We start from the raw sequence: 16,004 nt of genomic DNA, 5'->3' as shown, positions 1-16,004 counted from the left end.
TGTCATTTAGTGAACAATACTATGCATCAAACGCATAGATTACCTAAGCAATTGAAATACAATGTGATATGCATCACATGAATAGATTTCTTATATATTAGGTTTTTACTTTTTTATGCGTGCCCTAGCCTGTTGATCTCAAACTCTTTTAGAGCAACACTTAATCATGGATACTAAAAGGATGCTTTCCCATGCTTAATCTCGATTTTTCCAAAGAATTACTAATAGATACACAGGCAATGAACTGGCTCCCAAGCCCATTAGCAGGTGTCATGAGAAAGCCTTTAGAACGAGAAGGTAAAGAGCACGGATATACCACAAGTATTGTTAAGTATGAGCCAGGGTCTCGTTTTTCAGAGCACCGTCATCCGATGGGTGAGGAAATACTGGTGCTTTCAGGCGTATTCAGTGACGAGCACGGTGATTACCCTGCAGGCAGTTATCTAAGAAACCCACCCAACAGTCGTCATTCTCCTTTTAGTCACGAAGGGTGTGAGATATTCGTCAAACTCAATCAGTTCTCCATTGAAGATACGACAACGATCAACAGAGCAGTTGAGATTAACGCCATTGAACCAGGTTGGACTCTACTTCATAACCACAGCGACGAAACCGTATGGTTAGTTAGTTTAACGATAGGTGATGAGGTGATTCTTCCAATGGAATCACAAGGCATTGAAGAACTTCTGTTGTTTGATGGAGAGATATCGGTTGATGGTAACGCATATCCAAATGGACTGTGGTTCAGGAGTACACTACTTGCTGAGCATAAATTAGTCGCAGGATCGGATGCGAAGCTAATCGTAAGAACCCGCCCTATTCCCAGATTTGCCAGCGTCGTTTCATCTTAGCAATGGTTTCCTCAGGTACATCGTGGATTGAACCATAAGCACCTTGGCACTCCATCACCTCAAGTGTCACTTTGAATTGCTTGGCAAGCTTCGCATAAGGCTTAATTTCCCAACGTTGCACAAAGGTGTTGCTAACCACCACATCTTGCTTGTTGCGAAGCGCTCGTACCGTTTGCTTCTGACACCAATCGTGAGCCGCAGAAAGTAATTGAGGGTCAAAACAGTACTCACCATTTTTGTTCACAAAGTACATATCTGCTTCAAGATGGGTGAACCCATCGTTTTTCACAAACTTCTGCGCCAACGTACTCTTGCCACTACCTGGCAACCCCCGAATCAATATCAACTTACCCATCTAACTAACAACCCAAATGTAAATACAGGCGGATTATACGCTAAGCTAGCCACTTAATAATCAACTACTCTCAGCTTAATTCTCTTCGCTCATAGCAAAAGCGCATTCCATTTGACTCATCGTATTCTCGACATCAAAGCATCACAATATCGAACCTTAAGGCGCACATGTATCGTAATTACGATATTAGGATATCTTGGTATGCTGTTTTTAATAGGGTTACGCATTAGTAGCATTTGCTCGTCCATATATAAATCGAAACAAACACTTATTTGGTGGTCCTATGCTAACTATAAATCCTATCCGCACTGGTATGTATGCAGCAATCATTGCAGCTACGCTCTCATCACCCACATTTGCCGAGGAAGAAGCAAATACAACCGCTGTAGATACAGCAGCTCAAACGGAAGAAGAGCTTCAGGACATGTCAGACCCTCTTGCAATCTTTACTCAAGCAGGTTTTGGTTTCTCTGACAAAGGCATCAACATCAAATATGGCGCAACTTATGCGACTGGCAAAGAAAACACTGCTGGTATGCAATTAGTTGAAATTAAAGGTATTGGTGGTGAAGCTGTAGGCTGGAGTGGTAACAACGGTCGCGATAACAGTATCGATAGTATTCGATACCGTGATTTCCAAGTAAGCTTCGACAATGGCCGTGGTCGTATGATCGATCTCGATTACAACTTTGACACTGATTCAGGTTCAGGTTCTTACAATTTCATTCAAGCACTACCTAAGTTTGGACCAGTACAACTATTCCCACTAGCAGGCCTTGGTGTATCGATCGCTAATAACTACCAATACGCAACACCAGAAGAATTACAAACTGGAGAGTCGGATGTTCGCGATGGTATCTCTGTTCCTGGCGTATTCGGCGCGGTTGGTATGTACTCGGTAATCAAAGCAACCGACAAGCTTTGGTTCAACTACAACCCTATCTGGATGAGCACCATTGGTGGTTCAGACAAATACGTAGACTATGGCTTTGCTGGTAAAGGCGATATCCTTCTTCACGAGGCGGCAATGTCTTACCAAATCAACCCTCGTCTAAATGTTCGTTACTTTGCTAACTGGAACGAACATGTTGACTACGTCGATGGCGATCACCGTATCGAGTTCAACTACCAGTTCTAAATTGAACTAGAATCAAAAGATGGGAGGCGATATCGCCTCCCATTATTATTTCCACTGCTCGTTCATTGAGGCGACGACTTGCTTGCCCCCTTCTATTAACTCATTTCTCAACCATGTATGGCCGGGATCGTTATTCATCTTCTTGAGCCAAATAAGATGATTTGACATACGTTTATGTGCGAATGGCGGCTTAAAGATTTGTATCTGCAATTTCTCTTGGAACTGCAAAGCCATAGAAAGTGGTACAACAGCTAAGAAATCCGTTTGACTGCATAACAGTAAGTTACTGAAAAGCGAGCGGCCATGATACGCAACTTTACGTTGTGATAGGTCTATCGACGCATAATGCCCCAAGCTAAGAGACTGCTTACGCGTACGTTCCAAAACTGCGTGTGTTTCCTTCATATATTGCTCTTCCGTGATCCCACCTTGAATTCTCGGGTGATCATTACGGCATACGACAACAAAGTCGCCTTCAAACAATTGAGTACTCTGTATACTTGGATGGTCAGGAACAACAATATCAATCATCACGTCGTAACGCTGCGTTAACAGCCCGTCGTACATCTTTTCGTCGTTATCAGGTTGGTCATAGACCTCAAGACTTAATGCTTCTGGATGACGTTTATTGAACTCATTAAGTAGCAACCATTGAAGGTGCTCTGGGGCGGTCATAACAAACTTACGTTCTGTGGTTTTAGGATCAAACGTACCTAATGAACGGAATACACCATTTAACTCGTGAATTGGGTTCTGGATTTGCTCATACAAGCTATGAGAATAGGCAGTAGGCACGACGCCACGCCCACTACGAACAAATAACTCCTGGCCAATCTCTTTTTTCAAACGCGCTAGAGCAGTACTGATCGTCGATTGGTTCGTACTCAAATGCTCAGCCGCTTTACTTAAACTTCCCTGCTCCATTACCGCGGCAAAAACGGCGAGAAGGTTAAAGTTGGGTATTTCATTTCTCATTAGCGCACCTAAATGAATTTGTGACGTTAATGATTAAAACACATATTCATCGTAAAACCGATATTAAAAATTCAATTTAGCTTGTTTTTATCACTATTTCGAAAAGATAAAGTGCCCATATTGCACACATTTACAACTTCCACTCTCTAGTAAAGGCTTCAAAGCCTTGAGACGATGACAATAAAGGTCTATTCGATGAACAAGAAACTGCTCGCTATCGCGGTTGCTGCATTCAGCACTAACGCTTTTTCTGCTGCCCACCTTCTACCAGAACTTGGCTCTGTCAATGCAAGCACCGCTGGCGCTGGTTCTGCAGCACTAGCTGGAAGCGCACTGACTGCGTGGACTAACCCAGCCGGTATGTCTCAGCTTGAAGAAGCTAACTTAACAGTTAACGTTGCAGCGCTTGGTACATCAGTTGATTTCACAGACAAAGGTTCTGCTCTACCAGGAGATGACAATATTGATGCTGGAGGCTGGGCACCAGTCGCAAGCATGTACTTCGTAACCCCTATCAATGACCAGTTCCACGCAGGCATTGCATTAGCCTCTCAAGGTGGTTCTGGCGTGGATTACGGTAATAACTTCAGTGGTGGTTTTCTACTAGAAAACGTAGAGTTTATGACGGTCCAACTGATGCCATCGGTCTCTTACAAAGTAAATGAAAAACTGGCTTTAGGCGTATCTGCCAACATTGAATACTTAACAGCGAATGGCGAACTCGACCTACTTTCAGATCTTTCACCAGGACTTTTATCTGCGGACGCGAACGACTTGACCGTTGGTTACTCGTTAAGTGCTTTTTACAAAATTAATGAAAAGCATCGCTTAGGTGTAATTTACCGCTCTGAACTCAGCCATTATGGTGAAGGTGATCTAGAGCAAACAGCAAGTGATCTAAAAACAGATGTAGGGCTCGACTTCATCATGCCTCAGCATGTTCAAGTAAGTGGTGTTCATACCGTTGCGCCAAAATGGGATATGCTGTGGAGCGTTATTTGGTATGACCTATCTACATGGACCGACCTTACTCTCGATGTTGGTGATTTAGATCTACCTGCAATCGTTGTTCGTGATTTTGATGACGTTTGGAACTTCGCGATTGGTACACATTACCAACTAAGTGATCAATGGCGCTTAGAAACGGGGATCAGCTACGAAACTTCACCTCAAGATAACCCGGAAAATCAATATATGGATCTCCCTGTTGGCGAAACTAAGCGTATCGGCTTTGGTACCACATATCAGCTCAATGAACAGTGGCAGTTGAAAGGCTACTACGACTACATTGACCTTGGTTCACCAGATATCAACTATCAGGGTGGTCTCGTAAAAGGCTCATACGACAACTCTGCGCACTTTGTTGGCTTCCAAGCAAACTTCAAGTTTAAGTAAACCTTAAACCCAATTGATTCGAAATAACGCTCAGCCTTGGCTGAGCGTTTTTCGTTGTCCATATCAAATCATTATTGTCATGCTATTCATAACACCATAAACAACATCAAGGCCTGTTTGCACACATTCCACGACAACAACTATCCGATGAGCGCTATATTACGCCCTTCCTGATGCAAAACAACAGCTTATTGTCTCAATATTCGTGACACTGTGTTTAGAGGTAAATTTCTACGTGTTTTCCCACTCATTCTTCGCCTTATTTTCGACAAATAAATACCAAATAGAATCAATTACTTAAGTTCATAATTGCTCACGCCCAACATTTATAGAATTAACCCTCCTATCGTAATATCGATATATAACTTCAATTTATTGGATGGATTGGCGATATTTTAGCACCTAATATTTCGCTCAACGGATTGCTTACTGAAGCTCGAATATCTAAAGGATTGATTAGCCTGCTTCACCAAACAGCATAAAAACAAACATTAGGTTGTATCTATGAACAATAAGAATTTATTAGCAGTTGCCCTTAGCAGTGTCGTATTGGCTTGTTCTTCTCCAGCTCTTGCAGAAGATGGAAAGATCTCTGTTGCCGAAGCAGCAAAGAAATCGGCCAATCCCGTTTCAGACGTATGGATGTTAATTACTCAGAATGATCTCACACTCCTTGAAAAGGAAGACGGCGATCATGAAGTACAAAACCGTTTCAGTTTCCAACCTGTTATGCCAGTACCAATCATGGATGGTGAATGGAACTTGGTTAACCGTTTAGTTCTCAACCATTACACAAACCCTGGTGATGCCGACTCTAGCGTAATGACTCCTGATGCGCTTTTCTTTGATGATCACACAACCGGTATGGGCGATACTGTTTTCTTATCTCTCGCCGCTCCTAACCGTGATGATGGTTGGATTTGGGGTGTGGGTCCAACAGTGATCATGCCAACCGGTTCAGATGGTTTTACTCAAGATAAATGGCAAGTAGGGCCAGCGGCAATGGTCGCACGCTTGGGTGCTGAACAAGGTGACATTACGTCGATAGAAAGTTGGAACGTCGGTTTCCTCGCTCAACAATGGTGGGATGTTGGTGGTGGTGATAGAGTTGTTGAATCTACCAACCAGGCTGATATTCAGTACTTCTTAAACTACAAACTGAATGCAACTTCTCTCATAGGCATGACACCAAACATTCAAATTGACTGGGAGCGTGAAGGTAGTGACCGATTCAAAGTACCGGTAGGCCTAGGTTACATTGGTATGTTTAAGATTGGACCGATGCCTGTACGTTGGGGTGCAGAACTACAATACTACGCTATCAAGCCGGATGCTGATCCAGACCATCGTTTCGGTACTGCCGGCTACACACCATATACTCCAGACTGGAATTTCAAGGTGTTTGTAGCACCAGTTACCTTGAATCCATTCAAGTAACCACTTATCTATATGCCAGCTAGTCTCTTGCCTTTCTTGCTAGCTGGCATACTAACATCCATCCCGCAATATTAATCACATTATCAATAAATAAAACCAGCAAATCATCGCATAATCGATAGGTACGTTTCCATTTAGAACATTGTTCTTTAAATTCAGCTCACTTAGTATTTAGCTTATCAATACAACAACATAAGTAATTCACGAGCCATTTAAAATGAACAAACTCTCACCAATTCTCTTATCAACATTAGTTCTTTCTTTACCAAGCTATGCAGGTCTAGCACCAGAAAGTGGATTTAGCGGCAACGTCACTTTTTTAGCCGGTGTCAGCTCTGATACGAACAACTTAAGTGTTGAACAAGATGCAATACTAACTGACCTAAACTCAGGGGCGGACTCTGAGGCGAAAGGCATCGCTGGCATTTTGGGTACAGTGAAGTATACATTTGGTGAATATCTTAATCATCAGGTTTACGCTGGTACCTCTCGTGAAGATATCGCAACGGGTTCACTAGTGTTTGAAATTGGGTATCGTTATAAGTTTGAAAGCGGCATGATCGCCGATTTCTCGACACTCCCTACGATTATATCTGGTGAAGTTTGGGCTGACCCACACGCTGAAGGCGTAGCAAGAGAAGAAACCGACCTAAGCGGCAATGTAGTTCGCTTTAAGCTCTCCAACATTGCTGGTAGCAACTTTGGACTTGATATCGCGGCAGGCGAATCTGAAGTCGATGATGAACACTCTGCTTTTGATTTGAATCCAGAAGAACAGAAATTGATGGTTCGTGAAAGAGATTACTTTTACTTAAAGTCGGACTACCGTTTTGTGCTTGAAGATGGAAACGGCATCGTCATTCCATCCATCAACGTTATTTCGTCAGACGCTGAAGGCGATGCTTTGGCATTCAAAAGCCTAGGTGGTGAAGTTAGCTATGCGAAAAAGATCGATCGTCATGGCTTTGTATTAACACTAGGTGCAACGGCACGTGACTACGACGCAGAAAACCCAGTTTTCAACAAAACTCGTGAAGATAAAGAATTCGGAGCGTTTCTCGCGTATGAATATGAAGATGTTCTTGGCTATAAAGACTGGGCGTTCATCTCACTGCTTGGTGCTAAAACACTTCAATCGAACATCGACTATTACGACTTAAACCAATACATCGCAACCGTTGGTCTCGATTACAAGTTTTAAACCTTCAGATACTTCATCACAAACTAAAAGCCAAACCTTCTCAAGCGTTTGGCTCGGTCGTATGCAGTTCAATACATCGTAAAACCGATTGTTCAAAATCGATATTCATCGTTTATTCACTGCATTAACCCTACTACTATCCTCAGCATAAATTATTCCTTTGTTCCCAAACAAATTAAGGTCGTAATCATGGCTAATACGTTTAAGAAAATGGCTTTACCAGTTGCTATCGCAAGTGCCCTACTTGCTTCTGGTTTTGCATCCGCTACTCCAGTTGTTGAAGCTACTTCTAAAGTAGGTCAAGAACTACAAACAGCAAACGCTGCTCAATACCAAAACATCAAAATGGATGAGCGCTACAAAAGCGAAGTGCTATTCGAAAACGAATCAAACCTTTTCTGGGGTAAAGGCGAACGTATTAAAGTTCTTTCTAAAACTGGCGAATCTCTAGCTTACACAGCTGAGTCGGACCATGTTCACCCAATCCTAACTAAGCATGGTCGTAAAATGGACCAAGCGATCATCCAGGTTGATGACAACATCTACCTAGGTTACGGTTTCGGTCTTGATACGCCTGTAATGATTGAAGGTGACGACGGTATCATCGTTGTTGACCCAGGTGAGTCTGTTGAAATGGCAGAAGTAGTTAAGCAGCAGTTCCGCAAAATCACTGACAAACCAGTAAAAGCAATCATCTACTCTCACAACCACATCGACCACATCTCAGGCGTTCGTGCATGGGTTACTGACGAAGAAGTAGCATCTGGCGAAGTTAAAATCATCGCTGAAGAAGGTCTAACAGCTGCAGTTGCTAACTGGTCTTCTAACCTAGGTACTCTATTCGGTCACCGTACTTCTTACACTGGTGCTAAGCACGTAGAAGAAGGTGAACACGGCACAGTGAACGATGGTCTAGGTCCACGCTTCATGCAAGGCGCTATCTCATTCATCGAGCCTAACGTTCTTGTTCCTAGCCAAGATTTCATCGAAATTGAAATCGCTGGCGTTAAGATGCACATCGAAAACGTACCATCTGAAACAAAAGATGAGCTAGTAGTTTACTTCCCAGAGCAGAAAATCCTGCACGCTGCTGAAGTACTTCAGGGTGAAAACTTCCCTAACCTTCACACAATCCGTGGTACTAAATTCCGTGACCCATCAATGTGGTTCAAAGGTATCGACGTGATGCGTAAGTTCGACACTGAGATCATGATTAACTCTCACGGTCGTCCAGTTGAAGGTAAAGAAGCAGTATCAAACGTTCTAACGGCTTACCGTGATGCGATTCAATACACGCATGACCAAACAATCCGTTACATGAACAAGGGTATGACTCCTGACGAGCTAGTTGAAGTCGTTAAACTACCTAAGCACCTTGCTGAGCACCCATGGTTAGGTGAGCACTACGGTACAGTTGCACACGCAGTTCGTCAGATTTACGTTGGTTACAACGGTTTCTTCGAAGCGGACCCATGGCAGCTAGAGCCAATGGCATACGAGCAACGTGCGAAAGCATTCGTAGAGATCATGGGCGGTCGTGAAAACATTCTGAAGACAGCTCAAGAAGCTATCAAAGCAGAAAACTACACATTTGCAGCTGAAATCTTGTCTTACCCAATCACGGTAAACAAGCAAGATATGGAAGCGCGTCAAATGAAAGCGGATGCGTACAAAGCATGGGCGGCAGACCAAGTGAACATCAATTGGCGTAACTGGGCGCTTAACGCAGCAGCAGAGCTAGAGAACAAGCGTGACTTCTCTAACATGATCAGCTTCGCATCAGTAGACGTACTAACGGCTCTACCAAGCAAGCAAATCTTCGATATGATGACTTCAACGCTAATCGCTGAGAACACTATCAACGTGAACATGGCGCTAACATACAAGTTCTCTGATACTAACGAAGCGTTCACTATCGAAATCCGTAACGGTATCGCTCAGCTTCACGATGTAGCGGTTGAAGGTGCAGACGTTCAAATCGATACAACTCGCGCAGTATTGAACCAAATCCTAATGGCGGGCCCTAACGCTCAGCAAGTGATTGGTCAAAACCTACAATCTGGCGACTTTAAGTTTGCTAACGGCGACATCAAAGGCTTCGGTCAGTTCATGAGCTACTTTGATAAAGCGATGACTCCTGAAGAGATCATGCTAATCGTTCGCTAATTCGCGTTCGACGTTATCAGGATTAGATAACACGATAGTAAAAGGGACCATTTTGGTCCCTTTTTTGCTCCTAACATTCATAGTCTCTTTTGGGTCGTATCATGTTAAAACGCTTTATTCTTTCTTTGACGTTATTCTCATCACTTTCAATGGCTTGTGGTTTACACCAGAGCACAGGTTTCAACCTAGTGACAGAGCCAGGCTCACTGGAAGTATTCGGGAACGTCGTTGCTGTTCGTCAGATCGATATGCTTGGAAACTTAAACAAGCCCGATCACTTCCGTCTGTTCGCACTTAAGGCAGCTCTAGCAAAACCGAACAGCAATAAAGTCGAGTTTAGTATTTTCGAAGCGATCAAGGGTCATTACAGCCAAGTTAGCTTTGAAGAAGGGGTTAACGTAACTGGACGTAAAACTCTACCGACGAAAGAGGACCTGTTAGTGGTCACTGAATTGGATGTTTTAGACGCGCTGTCGACCAAACGAGTTACTTGGCAACAAGCAAATGATGCGGGGTTAATCGTGATTAATGGAGCGCCAAAAGAAGTGGAACAGCTTGAAGCATGGTTTTCAGACATATTCTAACGTTATCAATAACTTATTTCAAACCCTTACGCCTACTCAGCCGTAAGGGTTTCTCTTTATTATGGTTGGATAAACATACTATCGAGTTTGTCGCGAATAGCTTTTCCCCCGACTAACATCGGTAATGAGTTGGGGTAACCCATCTGATTTTCCTTAAGAGTAATTTCTTCCTTTGCCGCAAAGTAGGCTTCTTCAAAAGAGAGTGATTGAGGAAGCTGATTATTAAAGTAAGCATCACCAAAGTAGGTGTAGGTATCAGAAGACGTACAGCCAAATGATGGTCGATCCGGGCTGCTCGCGGTAATGACCATTGTATCTATGTCATTTAGTTGATTAGCAAACTGACCTGAAAAACACGCAGAAACTACAATCACTTTCCATTTGAAGCCCAAAGCATCAAGTTCTTGTCTAAGATTTTCAGGTTTCACCCAGGAGGAGTGATGAGGCCAAAAATTGACTTTCACACCCTTATTGTAGCCACCATGCCCGCTAATATAGAGCACCAACACATCTTGCTCTAGGTCCATTTTCTGAGCCACATCCTCTAGAGTCGCATTTAAATTTTCAGGGGTGGCCATGGGTATGTTATCCATTGTTTGGCTGCTATTGAGCATAACGACGCTCCGCCCTTCACTACCAAAACGTTCATCAAACAAACCTTTCGCCAGCATGATTTCGTTGCTAAACACACTCAAGGTTGAATCTGCCGCAAATCCGACGTAGTAAAAATGTGGATTATCTGTTTCTGATGCTTTTAGTTCAGCGGTATTGTTTTCTACCATCTGAGGTTGTGCATTGAGCAACTCCTGATTCGCACACCCAGTGGCGAACAGAGCCAATAAAAGAACCCATGCAAATTGCAAAACCCCTTTTTCCTTTCGTGTCTTCCAAGACATAAAATCACCTATATACGCTGTTAATCCAGCTTCCAAACTAACGCCAAGCTACATAAGCAAAATCATGTACAGAGTACTTTGCGACAGATATCTTGAAGTATCACACTCGCTTCATACTCCTTGGAGCACGACCGAGTTCAAACGATGAATGATATGACATTCAATATGCCTAAAACCAAAAAGCCCGAATAACCCTTATTAGGGGTATTCGGGCTAAATCCACACAATAGAGTTAAACTCTTAGAAGGGTCCAAGCTCAATCATTTGAGCAACCACAACCGCGATAAGCGCAGCCACAGACCAGAATAAGAATAGTGGGAAGAAGAACTTCACCCACTTACCGTAAGGGACTTTTGCAATCGCTAGTACAGCCAACAAGCCACCGTTGGTTGGGTAGATATAGTTAGAGATACCATCTCCTAACTGAGACGCCAGCGCTGCTACCTGACGTGTTACCTCACCAATATCTGCTAATGGAATGATGATTGGCATAGTAATCACAGCCTGACCACTGCCCGAAGGGATAAATAGGTTAATAACGGCTTGTGAGAAGTAAATGCCGGCAGCCGCCACTAGCTTAGATGAGCCTGAAATGATTTGTGCAAGGTAATAGATAATAGAATCAACAATCTTCGCATCTTCCATGATCGTCAATACAGAGCGAGCGAAGAAGATGATCAAAATCGCGACCATTACATCGCCAACACCTTTCGTCCAGTAATCACAGATTTTGTTTGGAGATAGACCACCAACCAAGCCAGGGATGATCGCCATAGCAACGAATGCACCCGCAATTTCCGTGAAACCGAAGTTCATTGTTAGCGTACCGTAGATCATGTAGCCAAAGATCACTAGGAACGCCACACCCGCAGCTTTTTCGCGAGATGTCAGTGCTTTAGCCTCAACGTTTGATTCGTAACTGTAACCCGAGCCGTAAAGCAAGCTCTTAGTTGGATCTGCTTTGACCTTTTTTGCATAGCTCAACACAAACCACGCACCGGTTAGCAGCATGAACATACCGACAATAAAGCGGTACCACATGCCCGAGTACATTGGCAGTTCAGCAATCGTGTGTGCAATACCGGTAAAGAATGGATTCGCCAACGCCGCTGCAAAGCCTGCGCAGCTAGCAAGAAGAACCACACCAAGCGCCGTCATTGCGTCGTAACCAAGCTTGATACAGATTGGAATCATGAGTGAAATAAAGATCACATCGAGTTCGCGCATACCAGTGAAGGTGACGTTGAAGAATATTGCCGTCATGATCACCGGAGCAATAACATACAGACCTTGCTTCTTAAGCTTTGTTGTTAGAGCAACAACAGAAGCATCTAAAATGCCCATACGTTTGATGATACCGAAAGCACCACCGACAAAAACAACAACACCCATTACGCCTGAGGCTGATTTAAAGCCTTTAAAGAATGATTCGAAAAAAGAGGCAAGCGTAGTTGGATTACTATCTAACAGTGTATAACTTTCTGGATCGATGACAGTACGACCGTTCATCATTACACGTTCAAACTCCCCTGCAGGGACGAAGTAAGTTGCGATAGCTGCAACAATCACCATGATTACGAGTGACAGGAATGGGTGGTTAACCTCTTTTTCTGCCGGTTGTGGGACGGATTTAGAAACCGCTGCTGTCATATTGACTCCTCTTTAAATCGACTCCAAAGCATGCCTTTGAAGATTTAAGGGAAAAAATAAGCAAAAAGGCACCCTGCACGCTTATTCACCATAAGCACGCTAGGTTCAGGTTCCATTTGATCGATTTTGCTTTGCTAATTGTCGTTCGCAGATGGCGCTCTTTTCCTGCACGTTGAATAGACCAAGCCTATGGGCAGAGAGCATTTAAGAATTGTAGGTATTGCCGAGTTGGCTCACCACGAGCAGAGCACTGTGTGCTCACAAGGGGAAAACGAAAGTTTGTTTTCTATCAATACGAATGACGTGGCGCGGAGTGTAACACACTGTAAGGTTAAATAGAAATCTGGAACCCCCATCACCTTTTTAGCAATATTTAGTGATGGGGAACAGTTTAGTGGTGTGGCTCAATTTGTGTGATTGAAACCAACTCTAATAAAAATCTAAGCGGCAGAACGCTTTGCTAGTACCACCTGCTCAGCCAATGTCCAAGCATCCTCTCGAATATCGAGTATGGTAGCTTCGCAGTCACTCGGTTCGACTAAGGTATCATACTGACTCTTGAGCATTGCTTCGCCCTTAAAGTAGTGGCCAGAGCGTGCTTCAAGTCTGTGCAAAATCGTTTGGTAATCGCCTTTTAGATAGAGCACATCCAATCGTTCATTATTGATCTTCAATAAATCACGATAAGCAGGCTTCAATGCTGAACAAGCAATCACACAAGGAGAGTGAGTTATAAACTGCTCATTTAGCTTAAGTAGCCAGCCATGTCGATCAGCATCATCAAGCGGAATCCCCTGTGTCATTTTGTCGATGTTCTCTTGAGGGTGAAAATCATCACCATCAAAAAAGGGAATGCCTAACTTTTCCGCCACCAGCTGACCCACGGTTGTTTTACCGCAGCCAGAAACGCCCATAACTAAGACATTATTGATTAACTGACTCATCTATAACGCCTCCACCTTATTAGATTGTATAGCCATGTAGTTCACCACAACATCATAGATCTGACCCGGCTCAATATCGTTAATCAGATTGCCACGACGAACTTCACCATTGACAGAGAAACTGACCAAACTCTCATCGCTTGCTTGATTGTACTGGACATTGATTGTGGCACCGCGGAACTCACGCACAGCGGAAGCATAACCCCAATGTGTTGGCAGCTGAGGCTCTATCTTCAAGCCGTCCTTGCAGCCTTTTAAGCCAAACATCTCTTCGATCACAAGACGATAGAACCAAGATCCTGTACCCGTATTAAACAGGTTACTTGAACGGCCAGCGGTATCTGGGTATTGATAATAAGCACCGCGGTAGTAGTTCGGGATATAGACTGGCAATTGACCACGCTGTGCGAACGACTCACTTTGCGGATCCGCAAGCATCTTACGCAAAGTATCAAATGCTCTGTCGGGCTGGTTGATGTTATACATACTCGCGGCATAAAACGCGGCTGCGTGATTGTAGATAGAACCATTCTCGCCAGATCCTGGCCACTTTTGAGTCACTCGCCCTACATCTTCACGCATTGCAGTAAACGCAGGCGCGCACAGCATCACCCCATAAGGTGTATCCAATTGCTCATCAACGGCTTTAAGCATGCGTTCTGTCTGCAATTCATTCGGCATATTTGCCAAGAATGCCCAGCTTTGGGTATTAAGGAAGATTCGTCCTTCTTTATCAGAAGGGATACCAAACGTCACGCCATCATCAGTAATGCCTCTTGCATACCAGTCACCTTGCCACAGGTATTCATCGGCAATAACAGCTAACTCATCAACAATGGTTTGGAACTTAGCGATTTGAATTTCCGAGTTAAACTCTCTCGATTGGCGAATCCATGTTTGTAAAGCAAAACTCAGCGCTTGAGTCAGCCAACCTGATACACCTTTGCCTTTATAACCCACCATGTTCATTGGGTCACACCAGTCTCCTTGGGCAATGTAAGGCAAGCCGCGTCCGTCGCGCGCTCCACACATATGCTCCATTGCGAGGTTCATATGTTCTAAGATAGTGCTTTGCTCGTCCGAATCTTCCCATGAGACTTTCTCATGCAAGAATGCCCAATCGTTGGTTTCGTTAAGGTAAGCATCCAAGATCAAGGTCAGCCAAACGGAATGATCCGTATGTGGAATTTGATTGATGTACTTAAATGTCGCCTCTGGTGTTAACAAAATGCCGTCAGGCATCTCACCATCGCGTTTTTGCTGGGCAAGCGAAGTTAGAATGACGTTGCGAGTCGCCTCACTATTGACGTAAGCCATCCCCATTCCATCCTGCAGGAAGTTGCGGGTTTGCGGATCAGTCGTCAGACGATGGGTATCACCATGATAGAAAACTTGTCGTGGTAACCAATGATTGACGAACTGGTCGAGCGCATTGTCTGGTGTATCGATACTTAGAACGCCCTGCCCAGACAGGATATAGTCACCGTAGGCACTAACAGTAGAAGGCTTACCGCCTCCTAGCGTCGTCTCTAAGATCTCTGTGATTTCTTGCTTGTTCAATGCTGGACCAAAGACAAAGTTGAACTCTTTACGTTCATCTTGTGCTAACTCAAGTTCAAACTGCATAACGCAAGCTGGCATCTCGTAGTGGTTATTTTGGTCACCCAAGACCTTATTATTTTGTAATGCGTCAGGGTTATGCAAACCTCCCTGCCCTTCAAAACGCAGCAAGCTAGTCTCAAAATGATCGGGTTGTACATCCGCAGCAAGATAAGTCATGTCTTTAAGGTGTTTATTCTTATCGTAGTCTTCTAACTTTTGATATGGCGTAATTGACGTACAAACGACTGAGTTAAGCGCCTCATCATAATGCGCTGCCATGTTCATCCAAGACATATAACCAACGGGGAAATACGGTACGAGCGAGAGTTTTCTTGTAACACGCTCAGCATTGCGCACCGACACATGCCAAAGCTCAGCCGCATTATCTTCACTGAGCGTCAGAGTAATCTCTAACTCAACACCAAGATGTTTTATTTGCCACTTGATGTCACTCAATCCTGGTAAAAATTGGTATTCGTCTAACGGTGACTTCATTGGCGCGAATGGTGCAGAGAACATATCTCCCGTTTCATCATCACGGAGATAGAAAAAACGCCCAGGGTGATGTGCAAAGTAGGGTTGTTCTGGCTGCATGAAACTTGTCGCTGCCATGTTCGGTACGTGGGCGTATTTCTTGGGTTCGGGATTCATATATTGAGCAACAGCATAGCCCTGGCAGTTCATATGTATCATCATATGTCTGTTCCACAAGTAACCTGCCGAGTTAGGTACTAACGTTGGATCATCTAGCGAAAATCGCTTCCCGTCTTCAATATACTTCGTCATTCAATAGCCCTCTGAAATACTGCA

General features: G+C 43.9%; 13 protein-coding genes. 7 read left to right on the top strand and 6 right to left on the bottom strand.

Annotation, left to right across the window (positions count from 1 at the left end; all coding sequences use genetic code 11):
* The first annotated feature begins 191 nt into the window (after window positions 1–191).
* Window positions 192–851 carry a cupin domain-containing protein gene (locus DPF91_RS08015; protein ID WP_117233896.1) on the top strand — a complete coding sequence of 220 codons (660 nt, stop codon included), beginning with the start codon at window positions 192–194 and terminating at the stop codon, window positions 849–851.
* Here the strand turns inward: DPF91_RS08015 and DPF91_RS08010 are convergent.
* Window positions 817–1,206, bottom strand: coding sequence for an ATP-binding protein (locus tag DPF91_RS08010; protein WP_117233895.1), 390 nt, complete (start codon window positions 1,204–1,206; stop codon window positions 817–819). The two genes, DPF91_RS08015 and DPF91_RS08010, sit on opposite strands and share 35 nt — an antisense overlap.
* Window positions 1,207–1,489: 283 nt before the next feature.
* On the opposite strand from DPF91_RS08010, the gene DPF91_RS08005 reads away from it, so the two are divergent.
* The gene (locus tag DPF91_RS08005; RefSeq protein ID WP_241033785.1) at window positions 1,490–2,344 is read left to right on the top strand and encodes a hypothetical protein; all 855 of its coding nucleotides are present in this window, start codon (window positions 1,490–1,492) and stop codon (window positions 2,342–2,344) included.
* 45 nt (window positions 2,345–2,389) lie between these two features.
* Here DPF91_RS08005 and DPF91_RS08000 read toward each other — a convergent pair whose 3' ends face one another.
* A complete protein-coding gene (locus tag DPF91_RS08000) occupies window positions 2,390–3,319 on the bottom strand; it encodes a LysR family transcriptional regulator (protein WP_117233894.1) in 930 nt (309 codons plus the stop codon).
* 195 nt (window positions 3,320–3,514) lie between these two features.
* Here DPF91_RS08000 and DPF91_RS07995 point away from each other — a divergent pair, with 195 nt between their 5' ends.
* The 5 genes from DPF91_RS07995 to DPF91_RS07975 all read left to right on the top strand — a co-directional run bounded on the left by DPF91_RS07995 (window position 3,515) and on the right by DPF91_RS07975 (window position 10,102).
* Window positions 3,515–4,714, top strand: a complete 1,200-nt coding sequence (locus DPF91_RS07995) for an OmpP1/FadL family transporter (protein WP_117233893.1) — start codon at window positions 3,515–3,517, stop codon at window positions 4,712–4,714.
* A gap of 504 nt (window positions 4,715–5,218) precedes the next feature.
* The gene (locus DPF91_RS07990; RefSeq protein ID WP_117233892.1) at window positions 5,219–6,151 is read left to right on the top strand and encodes a transporter family protein; all 933 of its coding nucleotides are present in this window, start codon (window positions 5,219–5,221) and stop codon (window positions 6,149–6,151) included.
* A 217-nt stretch (window positions 6,152–6,368) separates the two neighbouring features.
* Window positions 6,369–7,352 (top strand): DUF2860 domain-containing protein, encoded by a 984-nt coding sequence (locus DPF91_RS07985; RefSeq protein ID WP_117233891.1) that lies wholly within the window; start codon window positions 6,369–6,371, stop codon window positions 7,350–7,352.
* A gap of 189 nt (window positions 7,353–7,541) precedes the next feature.
* Window positions 7,542–9,518: an alkyl sulfatase dimerization domain-containing protein gene (locus DPF91_RS07980; protein ID WP_117233890.1), complete on the top strand. Its 1,977-nt coding sequence runs from the start codon at window positions 7,542–7,544 to the stop codon at window positions 9,516–9,518.
* A gap of 101 nt (window positions 9,519–9,619) precedes the next feature.
* Window positions 9,620–10,102 carry a hypothetical protein gene (locus tag DPF91_RS07975; RefSeq protein WP_117233889.1) on the top strand — a complete coding sequence of 161 codons (483 nt, stop codon included), beginning with the start codon at window positions 9,620–9,622 and terminating at the stop codon, window positions 10,100–10,102.
* A gap of 59 nt (window positions 10,103–10,161) precedes the next feature.
* On the opposite strand, the gene DPF91_RS07970 is transcribed toward DPF91_RS07975, so the two are convergent.
* From DPF91_RS07970 to DPF91_RS07955, 4 genes are all read right to left on the bottom strand, one after another.
* On the bottom strand, window positions 10,162–11,034 hold the full coding sequence (locus tag DPF91_RS07970) for a C13 family peptidase (RefSeq protein ID WP_123766757.1): 873 nt from the start codon (window positions 11,032–11,034) through the stop codon (window positions 10,162–10,164).
* Between the two features lie 204 nt (window positions 11,035–11,238).
* Window positions 11,239–12,648, bottom strand: a complete 1,410-nt coding sequence (locus DPF91_RS07965; protein ID WP_117233887.1) for a YfcC family protein — start codon at window positions 12,646–12,648, stop codon at window positions 11,239–11,241.
* A 440-nt stretch (window positions 12,649–13,088) separates the two neighbouring features.
* Window positions 13,089–13,592 (bottom strand): gluconokinase, encoded by a 504-nt coding sequence (locus DPF91_RS07960; protein ID WP_117233886.1) that lies wholly within the window; start codon window positions 13,590–13,592, stop codon window positions 13,089–13,091.
* Window positions 13,593–15,980, bottom strand: a complete 2,388-nt coding sequence (locus tag DPF91_RS07955; RefSeq protein ID WP_117233885.1) for a GH36-type glycosyl hydrolase domain-containing protein — start codon at window positions 15,978–15,980, stop codon at window positions 13,593–13,595. It abuts the gene before it with no gap.
* Window positions 15,981–16,004: the final 24 nt, after the last annotated feature.

It is taken from the genome of Vibrio maerlii (genome assembly GCF_003415655.1).
Classification (GTDB): Bacteria; Pseudomonadota; Gammaproteobacteria; order Enterobacterales; family Vibrionaceae; genus Vibrio; species Vibrio maerlii.
This window is presented reverse-complemented; position numbering and strand designations above follow the sequence as displayed.